This is a genomic window from Pseudomonas sp. SYWMCR5 (assembly GCF_057197165.1).
Map to the genome: position 1 here is coordinate 101136 of NZ_JBXUNH010000005.1, position 16254 is coordinate 117389.

Genomic DNA, 16254 nt, shown 5'->3' on the forward strand with positions numbered 1-16254 from the left:
AGGCATGAATGATAAGCAAATATATGAATTGGATGTTAATGATCTCACTTGTTTTGGTGTTTGGTACTTTCCTATGGATGAGTCTGCTGAAGATGAGCTGACAATTCGTCCTCTCCTTGATAAGGAAACTTGTGCCGACGCTCAAGTAATCGTTCGTGCTAGTTTTGTCGAGAGGGATGGTTCTAGTTACTTAGGCTATCTGTACTGGGATGGCGGCGGGGGAGTGGATTGCTTGAAGCCTGTCATTCTTCTTGGAGATGGCTCCTTTGTTACATTCTGGAATGGGGTGGTTGAGCCGTCTTGGGCAGACTACTCTGCAAGAGCTCAAGAGCTCAGGGACGGACTTCCTTTTTCATATGTTTCAGAATGTCTTCTCGAGCTGCCTGAAATTTCAGGAACGCTTGAGGGGCTATATTATTTAAATGAGGATAAAATTTCCTGGGTAAGTTGATGGTGCAGAAGGGGCTGGAGCAGCGGGGCGGCAGATGGTGCGATCAGACCTTTGCCAGGGCCAAGATAAATAGAAATATCTTGGAGTGCGAACGCTTACAGTAAAGGCGGCTTGATGATTGATATTGATTTCGTGTTCTACCGTCATGGGCCAAGCTCAGGCTTCTAAAACGTTGGTAAGTTTTCTCAGAGAACATCTATTAAGGATGTTTCCAGCTATGTAGGCTGCGCGCTGAGATATGTGGAGATTTCTCAAAATGGTCCAGGCGGTTATGTTGTCGAGTACAACGCAGGAAAGGCGGTAGGTGCCTCCGTGGCATCCCAGACGTCCGAGGTCGTAGGCGGTAGGTTAGGGGGAATGGGAGATGATGAGTGATAAGGCCTAAGTCGAGGTTTCAAGCTTATGTACTACTTTTTATATATTTAGTTGCTTTGTTTTTCTTTACAGGTGTTATGGCAAAGTTTTTAGGGGCCATAATTATTTATTATGAGCATAATGTGTGGGATTTTGGCTGGTCTGATATTTCCGGATTATTTCCTGGTTTTTTAGCTTATGCAGTACCTGTGTGGTTTGGGATATGTGTTGCCTCATATTTCAAATGGGGTGATGGGAAGTAAATTTTGAAATGATTCTCGAGCACGGATTGCTTGAGCCAAAAAGGGTCCGAGCTTGAGTGAAGCATGCCTCCCTACATCGACCCTGTGAGAGCAATTTAATGCGTCACAGAACTACATAGCCCATTGTTAACTGCACGGACTAAAGTAGGTTGATCCTAAGCCATTGCCACCTCTGCCTAAATTGTGAGGGCTCAAGTGTGGGAAATTTGTTGTCAGATTGGTGTGCTTTTTGTAAAGGGGAGAGTGGGTTTGATAAGTCCCATTTCCTTGGGTTGCTGAAAGCTCACAATTCCAATGAAGATCTTCGAACAATATTTGGATATTTTCCATTTGCAGAGAACTTGATGGGTAGGGCTGCAAGTGTCATTGAGTCGGGGAGAAGCGAGGGTTCTCTATATCTTTTACCTAAAATTGAGGCCGATCAGTACACGCTTGTTCGGTTAGGGGGGGCGAATGGCTTAAGGCTCAAGAAAAGATATGTGAAGCTTTGGGTGTTTCCGAAATCACTGAAATTTGTCGTAGTGCTGAGGTCTTATTCGTTGATCAGCAAAGGCTGGAAAGTGCGCTTGAACAAAATATTCCCCATTATTGGTTGTTTGACGAGGTTGGGGATGCTATTCGGGCTAGCAAGATTTCCGATTCGGATCAGATCTATGCCTTGTTCGAGTCTCTCTACGGGCTGGCTGCAGATTATTATCTTGCTTGGTATATTGCGCAGCCTTTGTTTGCGTTTGATATTGATTTGGAGTCGTATTATAGGTTTTGGCGCGCAGGGGGGGAAGTGTGCCCTTACTGAGAATGGATTTTTAGTGTCTACTTGAAATCGGGACTGTTTTCCCGTGGATTATACGTCCCTTGATAACGTCAAGGGAGGGTACTGGTTCACTTCCATTTCGGAAAGGGTGCTTGTGGAATCGTGTTTGGCTCTTATGGGGCGGGGCAATCAAGGCATGTGTTCAAATGAAAAAATGCAGCGCGTAGTACGGGGCTTGAATCGTAGTGGCTCTGTTCTTGAACGTGAGCTGGTCGAGATTGCTAATTCAGGGTTTTTGCTGTCGGAAGGATGCGTATTTCTAAATGCTTTGAAGGCTTCGTGTTCTAGCGCTACGGCCTCGAATTTTCAGGATTGCACGGGGTTTGAGTGCTTTGTTAACTCTCTGCATATAGATGACTATGTGTCTGGGGATTATCTGGTGCAGGCGCTTTTGTTTGTCTCTGAAGTCTTCTCGTTGTGGCGAGACTTCAAGTTTTTATCCGGTGATTTTGCCGCGATTGTTTTGCTGGATGAGCTTGGAGTGGTTGTAAAGTTTCATCTTGTAAGAGGCGGCGAGTCGTGGCTAGCAAGTGATTTGGAGAGGTATGAAGAGGCTGTGTTGTACATGTTGTCGTCTGACGCGCCAACAAAATTCGATTTTAACGCGCACGGCAGTTGAGAGGTTTCGATTTATCTTTTTGGAAAGAAGCCAGCAGGTTGACGCCAAGATGATGGCGAATTAATATTGCCGCCGCTATTCCGCCCCTACCACCCTTTCGTTAGCAAGGAAGCCGTTGTGATCAAGACCCTCCTCAAAGCCACCGCCGTACTCTCCATTGCGCTGCTTTACGGCTGCGCCTCCACCCCCTCGGCGGACAAGATGCAGGCGGAGGTCGCCAACTACTCGCTGCCCAAGGCTGCGGTAGCCGACAAGGCCCTGGTCTACGTCGTTCGCCCGAGCAACGCCGGGATGATGGTGCGTTTCAACGTCTTCCTCGATAACAAGGAAGCCGAGTCGGAAATGGGCTACAACCGTGGCAATCAATACATCTACTTCTACGTGACCCCGGGCACCCACGTGATCAGCTCCAAGGCCGAGAACTGGGCCGAGATGACCGTGAATGCGAAGGCCGGTGAGGTCATCTACCTCAAGCAGGAAGTCGAAGTCGGCGTGCTGATGGCGCGCAACAGCCTCAAGGTGCTGAGCGACCTTGAAGGCCGCTACCTGGTCAAGGATGCATCGCTGGGCACCCTCGCGAAGGAAAGCAAGTAAGCGCTGTCGATCCATGCGCTGATCGGCAAGTACACAAAGGCGACCCTTGAGTCGCCTTTGTTGTGTGCATTGTCGATGCGTCTTCGACCTCTGCGCAGGCAAGCCCGCAAAGGGGCCTCCACCTCAGATCTCGGAAACGAACGTCCCCGTTCCCTCGAGAATATTGCGCAGCGTCAGCGCCACTTCCTCCAGATCGCTACCGGCCGACGTGAGCAGGATCTCCAACGATTCATCACCCCTGAGTGCATCCCGATCCCCCGGGGAGACCTCGATCAGCAGGCGCTCGGCACTCAAGGTCACTTTCAGCCCGTCCAGCGTCGAAGGCTCGTCATCGAGCGTCAGGTCGACGGTGTCTTCGTCCGGATAGCGGGTGAGCAGGAACATCTGGCCCTTGTCGCTGTGGCAGCACAGGGTCGCCATGTTGTCTTCCTCGTCATCGCAGGGGGTGGCGAAGAGCAGGGCGGTTTTCAGTTGCATGGGCAGCTCGGTTCAAGGAAATGAAATGCGATTGTGCCAGTCTGGGCCTTGCGCATAAACGCAATGTTACCGCCCTTTGACCGAATATGTCGCAGCGCTGCAAGCCGGGATGACCGCTCAGTCGTTAAGCTGCCCAGTTGATGGACAACCGTAAAGACACAGCCACCGGCAGTCGTCTTTGCAGCTGCCCATCCCTGGAACATGGACGCGAAGGAAGCGTCCTACGCCTTGGTTTTACCGTCTTCCTGCTACGGGTTGGCTATCGTTGATCCGTACATGGCGCACGTACACGACGCTTCACCTATAACAAAGCCCAAGCGGAGTACCACAGATGGCGTTTTTCACCGCAGCCAGCAAAGCCGACTTCCAGCATCAACTGCAGGCGGCCCTGGCGCAGCACATCAGCGAGCAGTCCCTGCCACAAGTGGCGCTGTTCGCCGAACAGTTCTTCGGCATCATCTCTCTGGACGAACTCACCCAGCGTCGGCTGTCCGACCTGGCCGGCTGCACCCTCTCTGCCTGGCGCACCATCGAGCGCTTCGACCCGAGCACTGCGCAGGTGCGGGTCTACAACCCTGACTACGAACGCCACGGCTGGCAGTCCACGCACACCGTGGTCGAAGTCCTGCACCATGACCTGCCGTTCCTGGTCGACTCGGTACGCACTGAACTCAACCGCCGCGGCTACAGCATCCACACCCTGCAGACCACCGTGCTCAGCGCCCGCCGCGGGCCGAAGGGCGAGTTGCTCGAATTGCTGCCCAAGGGCACCCAGGGTGAAGGCGTCAGCCACGAGTCGCTGATGTACCTGGAGATCGACCGCTGCGCCAATGCCGCCGAGCTGACCAGCCTGACCCGCGAGCTGGAGCTGGTACTGGCCGATGTGCGCGTCGTCGTTGCCGACTTCGACCCGATGAAGGCCAAGGTCCGCGACCTGCTGGCGCTGGTTGGCGAAAACGCCTTCGGCCCGGCGCAGAACGACAAGGCCGAGGTGCAGAGCTTCCTCACCTGGCTGCTGGACAACCACTTCACCTTCCTCGGCTACGAAGAGTTCGTGGTCGAGTCCGACGCTGCCGGTGGCAGCCTGGTCTACGACGAATCGTCCTTCCTCGGCCTGCCGCGCGTGCTGCGCAGCGGCCTGAGCAATGAAGACCTGCGCATCGAGGACTACGCCGTCAGCTACCTGCGCGAGCCGCGCCTGCTGTCGTTCGCCAAGGCTTCGCAACCAAGCCGCGTGCACCGTCCGGCCTACCCGGACTACGTGTCGATCCGCCAGATCGATGCCGATGGCAAGGTCATCAAGGAATGCCGCTTCATGGGCCTGTACACCTCGACGGTGTACGGCGAAAGCGTGTACACCATCCCGTACATCCGCGGGAAAGTCGCCGAGATCGAGCGCCGCTCGCACTTCGACCCCAAGGCGCACCTGGGCAAGGAACTCACGCAGGTGCTCGAAGTGCTGCCGCGCGACGACCTGTTCCAGACCCCGATCGACGAGCTGTTCAACACCGCCATGTCGATCGTGCAGATCCAGGAACGCAACAAGATCCGTGTGTTCCTGCGCAAGGACCCGTACGGCCGCTTCTGCTACTGCCTGGCCTACGTGCCGCGTGAAATCTACTCCACCGAAGTGCGCCAGAAGATCCAGCAGGTCTTGATGGAGCGCCTGAAGGCTACCGACTGTGAGTTCTGGACCTTCTTCTCCGAGTCGGTGCTGGCACGTGTGCAGTTGATCCTGCGGGTCGACCCGAAGAACCGCATCGACATCGACCCGCAGCAGCTGGAAAACGAAGTGATCCAGGCCTGCCGTTCGTGGCAGGACGACTTCTCCGCGCTGGTGGTGGAGAACTTCGGCGAAGCCCAGGGCACCAACATCCTCGCCGACTTCCCCAAGGGCTTCCCGGCTGGTTACCGCGAGCGCTTCGCCGCGCATTCTGCGGTGGTGGACATGCAGCACGTGCTGGCGTTGTCCGAAGCCAAGCCGCTGGCCATGAGCTTCTACCAGCCACTCACCCAACTGGGCGAGCGCCAGCTGCACTGCAAGCTGTATCACGCCGACACGCCGCTGGCGCTGTCCGACGTGCTGCCTATCCTGGAGAACCTCGGTCTGCGTGTGCTGGGTGAATTCCCCTACCGCCTGCGCCATGCCAACGGCCGCGAGTTCTGGATTCACGACTTCGCCTTCACCTACAGCGAAGGCCTGAGCCTGGACCTGCAGCAGCTCAACGACACGCTGCAGGACGCCTTCATCCACATCGTCAAGGGCGACGCCGAGAACGACGCCTTCAACCGCCTGGTGCTCACCGCCGGCCTGCCATGGCGCGATGTGGCGTTGCTGCGCGCCTACGCCCGCTACATGAAGCAGATTCGCCTGGGCTTCGATCTGGGCTATATCGCCAGCACCCTGAACAACCACACCGACATCGCCCGCGAGCTGACCCGGTTGTTCAAGACCCGCTTCTACCTCGCGCGCAAGCTCGGCCAGGATGACCTGGACGACAAGCAGCAGCGCCTGGAGCAGGCAATCCTCACCGCCCTGGACGATGTCCAGGTGCTCAACGAGGACCGCATCCTGCGTCGTTACCTGGACCTGATCAAGGCCACGCTGCGTACCAACTTCTACCAGCCCGACGCCGCTGGCCAGAACAAGTCGTACTTCAGCTTCAAGTTCAACCCGCGCCTGATTCCCGAGCTGCCCAAGCCCGTACCGAAATTCGAGATCTTCGTCTATTCGCCACGGGTCGAGGGCGTGCACCTGCGCTTCGGCAACGTCGCCCGTGGCGGCCTGCGCTGGTCGGACCGCGAGGAAGACTTCCGTACCGAGGTGCTGGGCCTGGTCAAGGCGCAGCAGGTGAAGAACTCGGTAATCGTGCCGGTCGGCGCCAAGGGCGGCTTCCTGCCGCGTCGCCTGCCGCTGGGTGGCGGCCGCGACGAGATCGCCGCCGAGGGTATCGCCTGCTACCGCATCTTCATCAGTGGCCTGCTCGACATCACCGACAACCTCAAGGACGGCGGCGTGGTGCCGCCGGCCAACGTGGTGCGTCATGACGACGACGACCCCTACCTGGTGGTGGCCGCAGACAAAGGTACCGCGACCTTCTCCGACATCGCCAACGGCATCGCCAACGACTATGGCTTCTGGCTCGGCGATGCCTTCGCCTCCGGTGGTTCGGCTGGCTACGACCACAAAGGCATGGGCATCACCGCTCGTGGTGCCTGGGTGGGCGTGCAGCGCCACTTCCGTGAGCGCGGCATCAACGTGCAGGAAGACCCGATCACCGTGGTTGGCATCGGCGACATGGCCGGCGACGTGTTCGGCAACGGTCTGCTGATGTCCGACAAGCTGCAACTGGTGGCCGCGTTCAACCACCTGCACATCTTCGTCGATCCGAATCCGGACCCGGCAACCAGCTTTGCCGAACGCAAGCGCCTGTTCGAGCTGCCGCGCTCGGCCTGGACCGACTACAACAGCGCGATCATGTCCGAAGGCGGCGGGATTTTCCCGCGTAGCGCCAAGAGCATCGCCATCAGTCCGCAGATGAAGGAACGCTTCGCCATCGAAGCTGATCGCCTGACCCCGACCGAACTGCTGCACGCACTGCTGCAGGCGCCGGTCGACCTGCTGTGGAATGGCGGTATCGGCACCTACGTCAAGGCCAGCAGCGAGAGCCATGCCGACGTCGGCGACAAGGCCAACGACGCCCTGCGCGTCAACGGCAACGAGCTGCGCTGCAAGGTGGTGGGCGAGGGCGGCAACCTGGGCATGACCCAGCTCGGTCGTGTCGAGTTCGGCCTGCATGGCGGCGCCACCAACACCGACTTCATCGACAACGCCGGTGGCGTGGACTGCTCCGACCACGAGGTCAACATCAAGATCCTGCTCAACGAAGTGGTGCAGGCTGGTGACATGACCGAGAAGCAGCGCAACCAGCTGCTGGGCAGCATGACCGAGGAAGTCTCCTCGCTGGTGCTGGGTAACAACTACAAGCAGACCCAGGCCCTGTCGCTGGCGGCCCGTCGCGCCCGCGAGCGGATCGCCGAGTACAAGCGCCTGATGGCCGACCTTGAGTCGCGGGGCAAGCTGGACCGCGCCATCGAGTTCCTGCCGACCGAAGAGCAACTGGCCGAACGTCTTGCCGCCGGCCAGGGCCTGACCCGTGCCGAGCTGTCGGTGCTGATCTCGTACAGCAAGATCGATCTCAAGGAGCAACTGCTCAAGTCGCTGGTGCCGGACGACGACTACCTGACCCGTGACATGGAGACGGCGTTCCCGCCGTCGCTGGTCAGCAAGTTCGCCGAGGCCATGCGCCGTCACCGCCTCAAGCGCGAGATCGTCAGCAACCAGATCGCCAACGACCTGGTCAACAACATGGGCATCACCTTCGTGCAGCGCCTGAAGGAGTCCACCGGCATGAGCCCGGCCAACGTTGCCGGTGCCTACGTGATCGTGCGCGACATCTTCCACCTGCCGCATTGGTTCCGCCAGATCGAGGCCCTGGACTACCAGGTGCCGGCCGAGATCCAGCTGACCCTGATGGACGAGCTGATGCGCCTTGGGCGGCGTGCCACCCGCTGGTTCCTGCGCAGCCGTCGCAACGAGCAGGATGCTGGTCGTGACACCGCTCATTTCGGGCCGAAGATCGCGCAACTGGGGCTCAAGCTCGACGAACTGCTGGAAGGGCCGACCCGCGAACGCTGGCAGGTGCGCTACCAGGGCTTCGTCGAAGCCGGGGTGCCGGAGTTGCTGGCACGCATGGTGGCAGGTACCACTCACCTGTACACCCTGTTGCCGATCATCGAGGCCTCGGATGTGACCGGCCACGATCCGGCGCAGGTGGCCAAGGCGTTCTTCGCCGTGGGCAGTGCGCTGGACCTGACCTGGTACCTGCAGGAAATCAGCAACCTGCCGGTGGAGAACAACTGGCAGGCCCTGGCCCGCGAGGCGTTCCGCGACGACATCGACCTGCAGCAGCGCGCGATCACCATTTCCGTGTTGCAGATGGCTGATGCACCGGACGACATGGATGCCCGTGTGGCCCTGTGGGCCGAGCAGCACCGGGTAATGGTCGAGCGCTGGCGCGCCATGCTCGACGACCTGCGCAACGCCACGGGCACCGACTATGCGATGTACGCGGTGGCCAACCGCGAGCTGGTCGACCTGGCGCTGAGTGGGCAGTCGGTGGTGATTCCGTCCTGACCTTGGCACTGAAATGAAAAACCCCCGGCAGTGATGCCGGGGGTTTTTTGTTCGTCTTCAGCGGCCCTACTTGAACCGCCGCTCCACGCCTTTCTCCACGAGGATCTTCGCCGAAATCTCCTCCACCGAAAAATGCGTGGAGTTGATGTTGGGAATGTTTTCCCGGCGGAACAGGTTCTCCACCTCGCGCACCTCGAACTCGCACTGGGCAAAGCTCGAATAGCGGCTGTTGGGTTTGCGTTCGTGGCGAATGGCGGTCAGGCGGTCGGGGTCGATGGTCAGGCCGAACAGCTTGTTATGGTGCTTTTTCAGCACGGCCGGCAACTGCAGGCGCTCCATGTCGTCTTCGGTCAGCGGGTAGTTGGCGGCGCGGATACCGAACTGCATGGCCATGTACAGGCAGGTCGGCGTCTTGCCGCAGCGCGACACGCCCACCAGGATCAGGTCGGCCTTGTCGTAGTAATGGGTGCGCGCACCATCGTCGTTGTCCAGGGCGAAGTTGACCGCCTCGATGCGCTCCATGTAGTTGGAGTTGCCGCCGATCGAGTGCGATTTGCCCACGGAATACGACGAATGGGCAGTCAATTCCTGCTCGAGTGGGGATAAAAACGTCGAAAAGATGTCGATCATGAAGCCATTGGACGTGGCCATGACCTCGCGGATGTCCTGGTTGACGATGGTATCGAAGATAATGGGGCGCACACCGTCGCGCTCGGCCGCGGCATTGATCTGCTGGACCATGGCACGCGCCTTGTCGAGCGTATCGATGTAGGGGCGGGTGAATTTGGCGAAGGGAATGCTTTCGAACTGCGCCAGCAGGCTTTGGCCCAGTGTTTCGGCCGTGATGCCGGTACCGTCGGAGATGAAGAACGCGGATCGTTTCATTTGCACCTGAGGCCTTAAGCTGCCGAATGTTTCTGGATATGATAGGTTCGGTTTGCCGAACGCGGTCGTTCGGCATTCTCACTTATTTTCCAGGTCCAGGCCACAAGCGTCCCGGCCCAGCCGCAGAGTCGACAGGCGGGCGCCCTTGAGCTTTTCCAATACAGTTAGTGGAGAGATCACCTTGGTAGAGTACGTAGTTTCCCTCGATAAGCTCGGCGTCCATGATGTGGAGCATGTGGGGGGCAAGAACGCATCCCTGGGCGAGATGATCAGTAATCTTGCCGGTGCCGGCGTATCGGTGCCGGGCGGCTTTGCCACTACGGCTCAGGCGTATCGCGACTTTCTCGAACAAAGTGGTTTGAACGACCGCATCCACGCCGCGCTCGATGCGCTGGACGTCGATGACGTCAACGCCCTGGCCAAGACCGGCGCACAGATTCGCCAGTGGGTGATGGAGGCCGATTTCCCGGCGCGCCTGGACGCCGAAATCCGCACCGCCTTCGCCGAAATGGCTGCCGGCAACGACAACATGGCCGTGGCCGTGCGTTCTTCGGCGACCGCCGAAGACTTGCCGGATGCCTCGTTCGCCGGCCAGCAGGAAACTTTCCTCAATATCCGTGGCGTCGACAACGTGATCCGCGCGGCCAAGGAAGTGTTCGCCTCGCTGTTCAACGACCGCGCCATTTCCTACCGCGTGCACCAGGGCTTCGACCACAAGCTGGTCGCCCTGTCGGCCGGCGTGCAGCGCATGGTGCGTTCGGAAACCGGCACCGCTGGCGTCATGTTCACCCTGGACACCGAGTCGGGCTTCCGCGACGTGGTGTTCATCACCGGCGCCTACGGCCTGGGCGAAACCGTGGTGCAGGGTGCGGTCAACCCTGACGAATTCTACGTGCACAAGAACACCCTGCAGGCAGGCCGCCCGGCCATCCTGCGCCGCAACCTGGGCAGCAAGGCGATCAAGATGGTCTACGGCGACGAAGCCAAGGCCGGTCGTTCGGTCAAGACCGTCGAGGTCGACCGTGCCGAGCGTGCGCGCTTCTGCCTCAGCGACGCCGAGGTCAACGAACTGGCCAAGCAGGCGATGATCATCGAGCAGCACTATCAGCGCCCGATGGACATCGAATGGGCCAAGGACGGTGACGACGGCAAGCTGTACATCGTGCAGGCTCGCCCCGAGACCGTGAAGAGCCGCGCCAGCGCCAATGTCATGGAGCGCTATCTGCTCAAAGAGAAGGGCACCGTACTGGTCGAAGGTCGCGCCATTGGCCAGCGTATCGGCGCTGGCAAGGTCCGCGTGATCCACGATGTGTCCGAAATGGACAAGGTGCAGCCAGGCGACGTACTGGTTTCCGACATGACCGACCCGGACTGGGAACCGGTCATGAAGCGCGCCAGCGCCATCGTCACCAACCGCGGTGGCCGTACCTGCCACGCCGCGATCATCGCCCGTGAGCTGGGTATCCCGGCCGTGGTCGGTTGCGGCAACGCGACGCAAGTGCTCAAGGATGGCCAGGGCGTGACTGTTTCCTGTGCCGAAGGCGACACCGGCTTCATCTTCGAGGGCGAGCTGGGCTTCGACGTCAAGCAGAACTCGGTGGATGCCATGCCGGAGCTGCCGTTCAAGATCATGATGAACGTCGGCAACCCCGACCGCGCCTTCGACTTCGCCCAACTGCCCAACGCGGGTGTGGGCCTGGCGCGCCTTGAGTTCATCATCAACCGCATGATCGGCGTGCACCCCAAGGCACTGCTCAACTACGCGGGCCTGCCGCCTGAGCTGAAAGAGAGCGTCGACAAGCGCATCGCTGGCTACAGCGACCCGGTGGGCTTCTATGTCGAGAAGCTGGTCGAGGGCATCAGCACCCTGGCCGCAGCCTTCTACCCGAAAAAGGTGATCGTGCGCCTGTCGGACTTCAAGTCCAACGAGTACGCCAACCTGATCGGTGGCAAGCTCTACGAGCCGGAAGAAGAAAACCCGATGCTGGGCTTCCGCGGTGCCTCGCGCTATATCAGCGAGTCGTTCCGTGACTGCTTCGAGCTCGAGTGCCGCGCCCTCAAGCGCGTGCGCAACGAGATGGGCCTGACCAACGTCGAGATCATGGTGCCGTTCGTGCGCACCCTGGGCGAAGCCAGCCAGGTCGTCGACCTGCTCGCCGAGAACGGCCTGGCCCGTGGCGACAATGGCCTTCGCGTGATCATGATGTGCGAACTGCCGTCCAACGCCATCCTCGCCGAAGAGTTCCTGGAGTACTTCGATGGCTTCTCGATCGGCTCCAACGACCTGACCCAGCTCACCCTGGGCCTGGACCGCGACTCGGGGATCATCGCCCACCTGTTCGACGAGCGAAATCCTGCGGTCAAGAAGCTGCTGGCCAATGCCATCGCCGCGTGCAACAAGGCGGGCAAGTACATCGGCATCTGCGGCCAGGGCCCTTCGGACCACCCTGACCTCGCCAAGTGGTTGATGGAGCAGGGCATCGAGAGCGTGTCGCTGAACCCGGACTCGGTACTCGAAACCTGGTTCTTCCTGGCCGAAGGTCAGGGCGCAGCCTGATGCATCACGCGCGGGGCGCGTCCTGACGCGCTCCGTGCATCTGCCTCTTCGCGGGCAAACCCGCTGCCACCGAGTTCGGTGGCAGCGGGTTTGCCCGCGAATGCGCTGAAGCCCCAAATTCAGCGTGGCAGTTTCCCCATCCTGTTTCCCCTTTTCATTTTGTGAATCCATGCAAAGCAGCAGCACCCTTTTTCCCGTGGCCCTGCTCAGTGCCGAGCGCCGTGGCGACCTCAGCGAAGATGTCTACCGAATCAAGGCCGGCAACAGCCCCGACGCCAGTGTCGAGCTGGCGCTGACCCGCCTCGGGCTGGCCGATCAGCCTTCCACTCCAGGCGTGCCGGTGATCCTCCTGCATGGCAGTTTCTCCAACCGCCGCTTCTGGTATTCGCCCAAGGGCATTGGCCTGGGGGCGTTCCTGGCGCGTGCCGGTTTCGATGTGTGGATCCCGGAAATGCGTGGCCACGGGCTGTCGCCGCGCAACCGCCAGTGGCGGCAGAACACCGTGGCGGACTATGCGCGTTTCGATCTGCCGGTGATCGGGGCCTTTGTCCAGGAAATGGCAGGGCAGGCACCGCACTGGATTGGCCATTCACTGGGTGGCACCACACTGGTGGCGGCGCTCGGCGGCGGCTACCTGGACAGTGTCGGTGTGGCCAGCGTGGCCTTGTTCGGCACTCAGGTCAGTCGTGTGTACTGGCCGCTGAAAGTGCCACCGGTTGCCTGGGGCGCACGTCTGCTGGTCAAGCGCTTCGCACAGCTCTCCGGGCCGCGCCTCAAGCGTGGGCCGGAAGACGAACCGATCGGGCTGGCGCTGGAAAGCCTGCGCTGGCATGGGCTGTTCGGGCGTTTCGGGGTCAAGGGCCAGGATTGGTGGGCTGGGCTGTCGCAGGTCGAGGCGCCGCTGCTGGCAGTGGCTGGCGCGGCAGATTTCCAGGATCCGGTATGGGCCTGTCGCAAACTGTTCGAACAGTGGGGCGGCGAGTGCAAGCAGTTCCTGCGCCTGGGCCGTGAAGAAGGCTTCGAGGCCTTTGGGCATGTCGACATGCTGGTGAGCAAGGCCGCGCAGGCGCAGGTCTGGCCGCTGGTGGCGCGCTGGTTGAGCGATCCCCAGGCGCCCGTCCAAGAAGGTTGAATGAGCGACCATTCGCGGGCAAGCCCGCTCCCACATGCTGTCAGTGGCCGGTTCTCCAGGGTTGTGGGAGGCCTGTAGGAGCGGGCTTGCCCGCGAATGCCGCACCACCGAACTCGCGGATGACTGCAATGGCCTTCAGGGTGTAGCCTTGCCCGATACCCGCTTTCGTTGTGACTGACAGGAGCTTCCCATGCAGCATTACGTAACGCCCGACCTGTGCGACGCCTACCCGGACCTGGTCCAGGTGCTGGAGCCGATGTTCAGCAATTTCGGCGGCCGCGACTCTTTCGGCGGCCAGATCGTCACCATCAAGTGCTTCGAAGACAATTCCCTGGTCAAGGAGCAGGTCGAGCTCGACGGCAAGGGCAAGGTCCTGGTGGTCGATGGCGGCGGATCGCTGCGCCGTGCGCTGCTGGGCGACATGCTCGCCGAGAAAGCAGCGAAGAATGGCTGGGAAGGCCTGGTGATCTACGGCTGTGTGCGTGACGTGGATGTGCTGGTGCAGACCGATGTCGGCGTGCAGGCCCTGGCCAGTCATCCGATGAAGACCGACAAGCGCGGCATTGGCGACCTCGATGTGGTGGTCAGCTTTGCCGGCGTCACTTTCCGTCCCGGCGAATACATCTACGCCGACAACAATGGCGTGATCGTCTCGCCGAGCCCCCTGAAGATGCCGGAGTGATGCGCCGCGCGCGCTGATGGAGCATTGATGTTCGAGGAAGACAACGCGCAGTGGGGGCTGGTCCATGCCCTGGTGCTCGACGGCAAGGGCGGCGCGCGCGCCATTGCCCGTACCGAGTTGGACAACCTGCAATTGCAGGCGCAAGAGAGCCTCTGGCTGCACTGGGATCGCAGTCATCCGCAAACCCGCACCTGGCTGCTGCACGACAGCGGCCTGAGCGAGTTCGCCTGCGATCTGCTGCTCGAGGAGAACACTCGCCCACGCCTGCTGCCGCTGGCCAACGAGCAGTTGCTGCTGTTTTTGCGCGGGGTCAACCTCAACCCTGGCGCAGAGCCGGAAGACATGGTTTCGGTGCGCATCTTCGCCGAAGCGCGTCGCGTCATTTCGCTGCGCCTGAGGCCTTTGCGCGCGAGCGACGAGATCCTGCAGCAACTGGATGAGGGCAGGGGGCCGAAATCGGCCTCCGAATTGCTGTTGCTGATGGGTGAACTGTTGACCGAAAAGGTCCAGGCACTGGTCAGCGACCTGTCCGAAGCGGTCGATCTCGAGGAAGAGAAGGTAGAATCCGACGAACGGTATAGTCCGGCCCAGGGCAATCTGCAGCAGATCCGCCGTCGTGCCGCCGGGCTGCGTCGCTTCCTGGCGCCACAGCGTGATATCTATGCCCAGCTTTCGCGCAACAAGTGGAGCTGGTTCGCCGACGCCGACGCCGATTACTGGAACGAGCTGAACAACAGCCTGATCCGTTATCTCGAGGAGCTGGAACTGGCGCGAGAGCGCGCTGCGCTGGTGCTGGAAGGCGAGGACCGGCGGCGCAGCGAGCGGATGAACCGGACCATGTACCGCTTCGGCATCATCACCTGCATCTTCCTGCCGATGAGCTTCATCACCGGCCTGCTCGGCATCAATGTCGGTGGTATTCCGGGGGCCGAGAACCCCTATGGCTTCCTGTTCGCCTGCCTGGTGGTGTTGGGCCTGGCCGCAGGGCAATGGTGGTTGTTGCGCAAGTTGCGCTGGGTCTGAGCGACGATCACGTATGTATTTTGAAACATTCGTCCCATATCCCTGTGTGACCCGTCGGCCAGAGCCCTCGTCTTTGACTGACATCACGCGAGGTGCCCATGCACGATCCGTTTGAAGAATCCCTGCGCGACCTGCTCAAGGCGTCGCCGTCCGGCCATGACCGAGACGACGACGCCTGCCTGGGTCGCGTGCTCAAAACCGCCAACCGTCAGGTTGGCGCGGGCGATCTGTTCAGCCTGCTGGGCCGCTGGAGCCAGGCGCTGCTGATCGCTGTCAACAATGGCTCGGCGCATGTCGCGCCGGTGCGCCGTACCCCTGCCGCAGGCAGACAGAAAGCTGATAAGGCCGATTGAATATGGAACTCGATCTCTGGACCCAGAGCCTGGTCACCGCCATGACTGCCCTTTGGACCAAGGTGGCGAACTTCATCCCCAACCTGTTCGGCGCGCTGGTCGTGGTGCTGCTCGGTTTCGTGGTGGCCAAGCTGCTCGACACACTGCTGTCCAAGCTGCTCGCCAAGTTCGGCCTCGACCGCCTGATGAGCGGGACCGGGCTGACCAAGATGCTCGGCCGGGTCGGTATCCAGGTACCGATCTCGACGCTGATCGGCAAGATCGTCTACTGGTTCATCCTGCTGATCTTCCTGGTTTCGGCCGCAGAATCGCTGGGCCTGGAGCGGGTCTCCGCCACCCTCGACATGCTTGCCCTGTACCTGCCCAAGGTGTTTGGCGCGGCGCTGGTACTGCTGGCCGGCGTATTGCTGGCACAGCTGGTCAACGGCCTGGTGCGCGGCGCTGCCGAAGGCATCGGCCTGGAGTACGCAGCGGGCGTCGGGCGCATCGCCCAGGGGCTGGTCATCATCATCGCGATCTCGGTGGCGATCAGCCAGCTCGAGGTCAAGACCGACCTGCTCAACCATGTGATCGTCATCGGGCTGATTACCGTTGGTCTGGCCGTGGCCCTGGCAATGGGCCTGGGCAGCCGGGAAATCGCCGGGCAGATCCTTGCCGGGATCTACGTGCGCGAGTTGTATCAGGTCGGCCAGCAGGTGCGGATTGGAGAGGTCGAAGGGCATATCGAAGAGATCGGAACGGTCAAGACGACGCTGCTGACCGATGATGGCGAACTGGTATCGCTGTCTAATCGAGTGCTGCTTGAGCAGCGTGTCAATAGCCGCTAACCGCACAAAAGCTGTTAATGTATGCC

At 60.3% G+C, this 16254-nt stretch carries 13 protein-coding genes; 11 read left to right on the forward strand and 2 right to left on the reverse strand.

Annotation, left to right across the window (positions count from 1 at the left end):
* The first annotated feature begins 4 nt into the window (after window positions 1-4).
* The 4 genes from AC2CGW_RS15005 (at window position 5) to AC2CGW_RS15020 (ending at window position 3095) form a co-directional block, all read left to right on the forward strand.
* Window positions 5-451: a hypothetical protein gene (locus tag AC2CGW_RS15005; protein WP_484574241.1), complete on the forward strand. Its 447-nt coding sequence runs from the start codon at window positions 5-7 to the stop codon at window positions 449-451.
* A gap of 1104 nt (window positions 452-1555) precedes the next feature.
* Complete coding sequence (locus tag AC2CGW_RS15010; RefSeq protein WP_484574242.1) at window positions 1556-1864, forward strand: hypothetical protein; 309 nt, start codon at window positions 1556-1558, stop codon at window positions 1862-1864.
* Window positions 1865-1907: 43 nt separating this feature from the next.
* Window positions 1908-2501: a hypothetical protein gene (locus tag AC2CGW_RS15015; protein WP_484574243.1), complete on the forward strand. Its 594-nt coding sequence runs from the start codon at window positions 1908-1910 to the stop codon at window positions 2499-2501.
* 201 nt (window positions 2502-2702) lie between these two features.
* Window positions 2703-3095: a DUF2846 domain-containing protein gene (locus AC2CGW_RS15020; RefSeq protein WP_186667000.1), complete on the forward strand. Its 393-nt coding sequence runs from the start codon at window positions 2703-2705 to the stop codon at window positions 3093-3095.
* A 123-nt stretch (window positions 3096-3218) separates the two neighbouring features.
* Here AC2CGW_RS15020 and AC2CGW_RS15025 read toward each other — a convergent pair whose 3' ends face one another.
* Window positions 3219-3572 carry a hypothetical protein gene (locus tag AC2CGW_RS15025; protein ID WP_063543983.1) on the reverse strand — a complete coding sequence of 118 codons (354 nt, stop codon included), beginning with the start codon at window positions 3570-3572 and terminating at the stop codon, window positions 3219-3221.
* A 331-nt stretch (window positions 3573-3903) separates the two neighbouring features.
* On the opposite strand from AC2CGW_RS15025, the gene AC2CGW_RS15030 reads away from it, so the two are divergent.
* A complete protein-coding gene (locus AC2CGW_RS15030) occupies window positions 3904-8769 on the forward strand; it encodes an NAD-glutamate dehydrogenase (RefSeq protein ID WP_186666715.1) in 4866 nt (1621 codons plus the stop codon).
* Window positions 8770-8835: 66 nt separating this feature from the next.
* Here AC2CGW_RS15030 and ppsR read toward each other — a convergent pair whose 3' ends face one another.
* Complete coding sequence (gene ppsR, locus AC2CGW_RS15035) at window positions 8836-9654, reverse strand: posphoenolpyruvate synthetase regulatory kinase/phosphorylase PpsR (protein WP_054892475.1); 819 nt, start codon at window positions 9652-9654, stop codon at window positions 8836-8838.
* A 181-nt stretch (window positions 9655-9835) separates the two neighbouring features.
* Here ppsR and ppsA point away from each other — a divergent pair, with 181 nt between their 5' ends.
* The 6 genes from ppsA to AC2CGW_RS15065 all read left to right on the forward strand — a co-directional run bounded on the left by ppsA (window position 9836) and on the right by AC2CGW_RS15065 (window position 16228).
* Window positions 9836-12211: a phosphoenolpyruvate synthase gene (gene ppsA, locus AC2CGW_RS15040; protein WP_054892474.1), complete on the forward strand. Its 2376-nt coding sequence runs from the start codon at window positions 9836-9838 to the stop codon at window positions 12209-12211.
* 169 nt (window positions 12212-12380) lie between these two features.
* Complete coding sequence (locus AC2CGW_RS15045; RefSeq protein WP_186709920.1) at window positions 12381-13343, forward strand: alpha/beta fold hydrolase; 963 nt, start codon at window positions 12381-12383, stop codon at window positions 13341-13343.
* Window positions 13344-13533: 190 nt separating this feature from the next.
* Window positions 13534-14025 (forward strand): ribonuclease E activity regulator RraA, encoded by a 492-nt coding sequence (gene rraA / locus AC2CGW_RS15050; protein ID WP_054892472.1) that lies wholly within the window; start codon window positions 13534-13536, stop codon window positions 14023-14025.
* Between the two features lie 27 nt (window positions 14026-14052).
* Window positions 14053-15048 carry a zinc transporter ZntB gene (locus AC2CGW_RS15055; RefSeq protein WP_186666713.1) on the forward strand — a complete coding sequence of 332 codons (996 nt, stop codon included), beginning with the start codon at window positions 14053-14055 and terminating at the stop codon, window positions 15046-15048.
* Window positions 15049-15146: 98 nt separating this feature from the next.
* The gene (locus tag AC2CGW_RS15060) at window positions 15147-15401 is read left to right on the forward strand and encodes a hypothetical protein (protein WP_054892470.1); all 255 of its coding nucleotides are present in this window, start codon (window positions 15147-15149) and stop codon (window positions 15399-15401) included.
* A gap of 2 nt (window positions 15402-15403) precedes the next feature.
* Window positions 15404-16228, forward strand: a complete 825-nt coding sequence (locus AC2CGW_RS15065; protein WP_054892469.1) for a mechanosensitive ion channel family protein — start codon at window positions 15404-15406, stop codon at window positions 16226-16228.
* Window positions 16229-16254: the final 26 nt, after the last annotated feature.

What these genes read in the sequence shown, in the direction of transcription:
- AC2CGW_RS15045 (WP_186709920.1), top strand. Translation starts at nt 12,381, where the DNA reads ATGCAAAGCAGCAGCACCCTTTTTCCCGTGGCCCTGCTCAGTGCCGAG.
- AC2CGW_RS15030 (WP_186666715.1), top strand. Translation starts at nt 3,904, where the DNA reads ATGGCGTTTTTCACCGCAGCCAGCAAAGCCGACTTCCAGCATCAACTG.
- AC2CGW_RS15025 (WP_063543983.1), bottom strand. Translation starts at nt 3,572, where the DNA reads ATGCAACTGAAAACCGCCCTGCTCTTCGCCACCCCCTGCGATGACGAG.
- ppsR (WP_054892475.1), bottom strand. Translation starts at nt 9,654, where the DNA reads ATGAAACGATCCGCGTTCTTCATCTCCGACGGTACCGGCATCACGGCC.
- AC2CGW_RS15055 (WP_186666713.1), top strand. Translation starts at nt 14,053, where the DNA reads ATGTTCGAGGAAGACAACGCGCAGTGGGGGCTGGTCCATGCCCTGGTG.
- rraA (WP_054892472.1), top strand. Translation starts at nt 13,534, where the DNA reads ATGCAGCATTACGTAACGCCCGACCTGTGCGACGCCTACCCGGACCTG.
- AC2CGW_RS15060 (WP_054892470.1), top strand. Translation starts at nt 15,147, where the DNA reads ATGCACGATCCGTTTGAAGAATCCCTGCGCGACCTGCTCAAGGCGTCG.
- AC2CGW_RS15020 (WP_186667000.1), top strand. Translation starts at nt 2,703, where the DNA reads ATGCAGGCGGAGGTCGCCAACTACTCGCTGCCCAAGGCTGCGGTAGCC.
- AC2CGW_RS15065 (WP_054892469.1), top strand. Translation starts at nt 15,404, where the DNA reads ATGGAACTCGATCTCTGGACCCAGAGCCTGGTCACCGCCATGACTGCC.
- AC2CGW_RS15005 (WP_484574241.1), top strand. Translation starts at nt 5, where the DNA reads ATGAATGATAAGCAAATATATGAATTGGATGTTAATGATCTCACTTGT.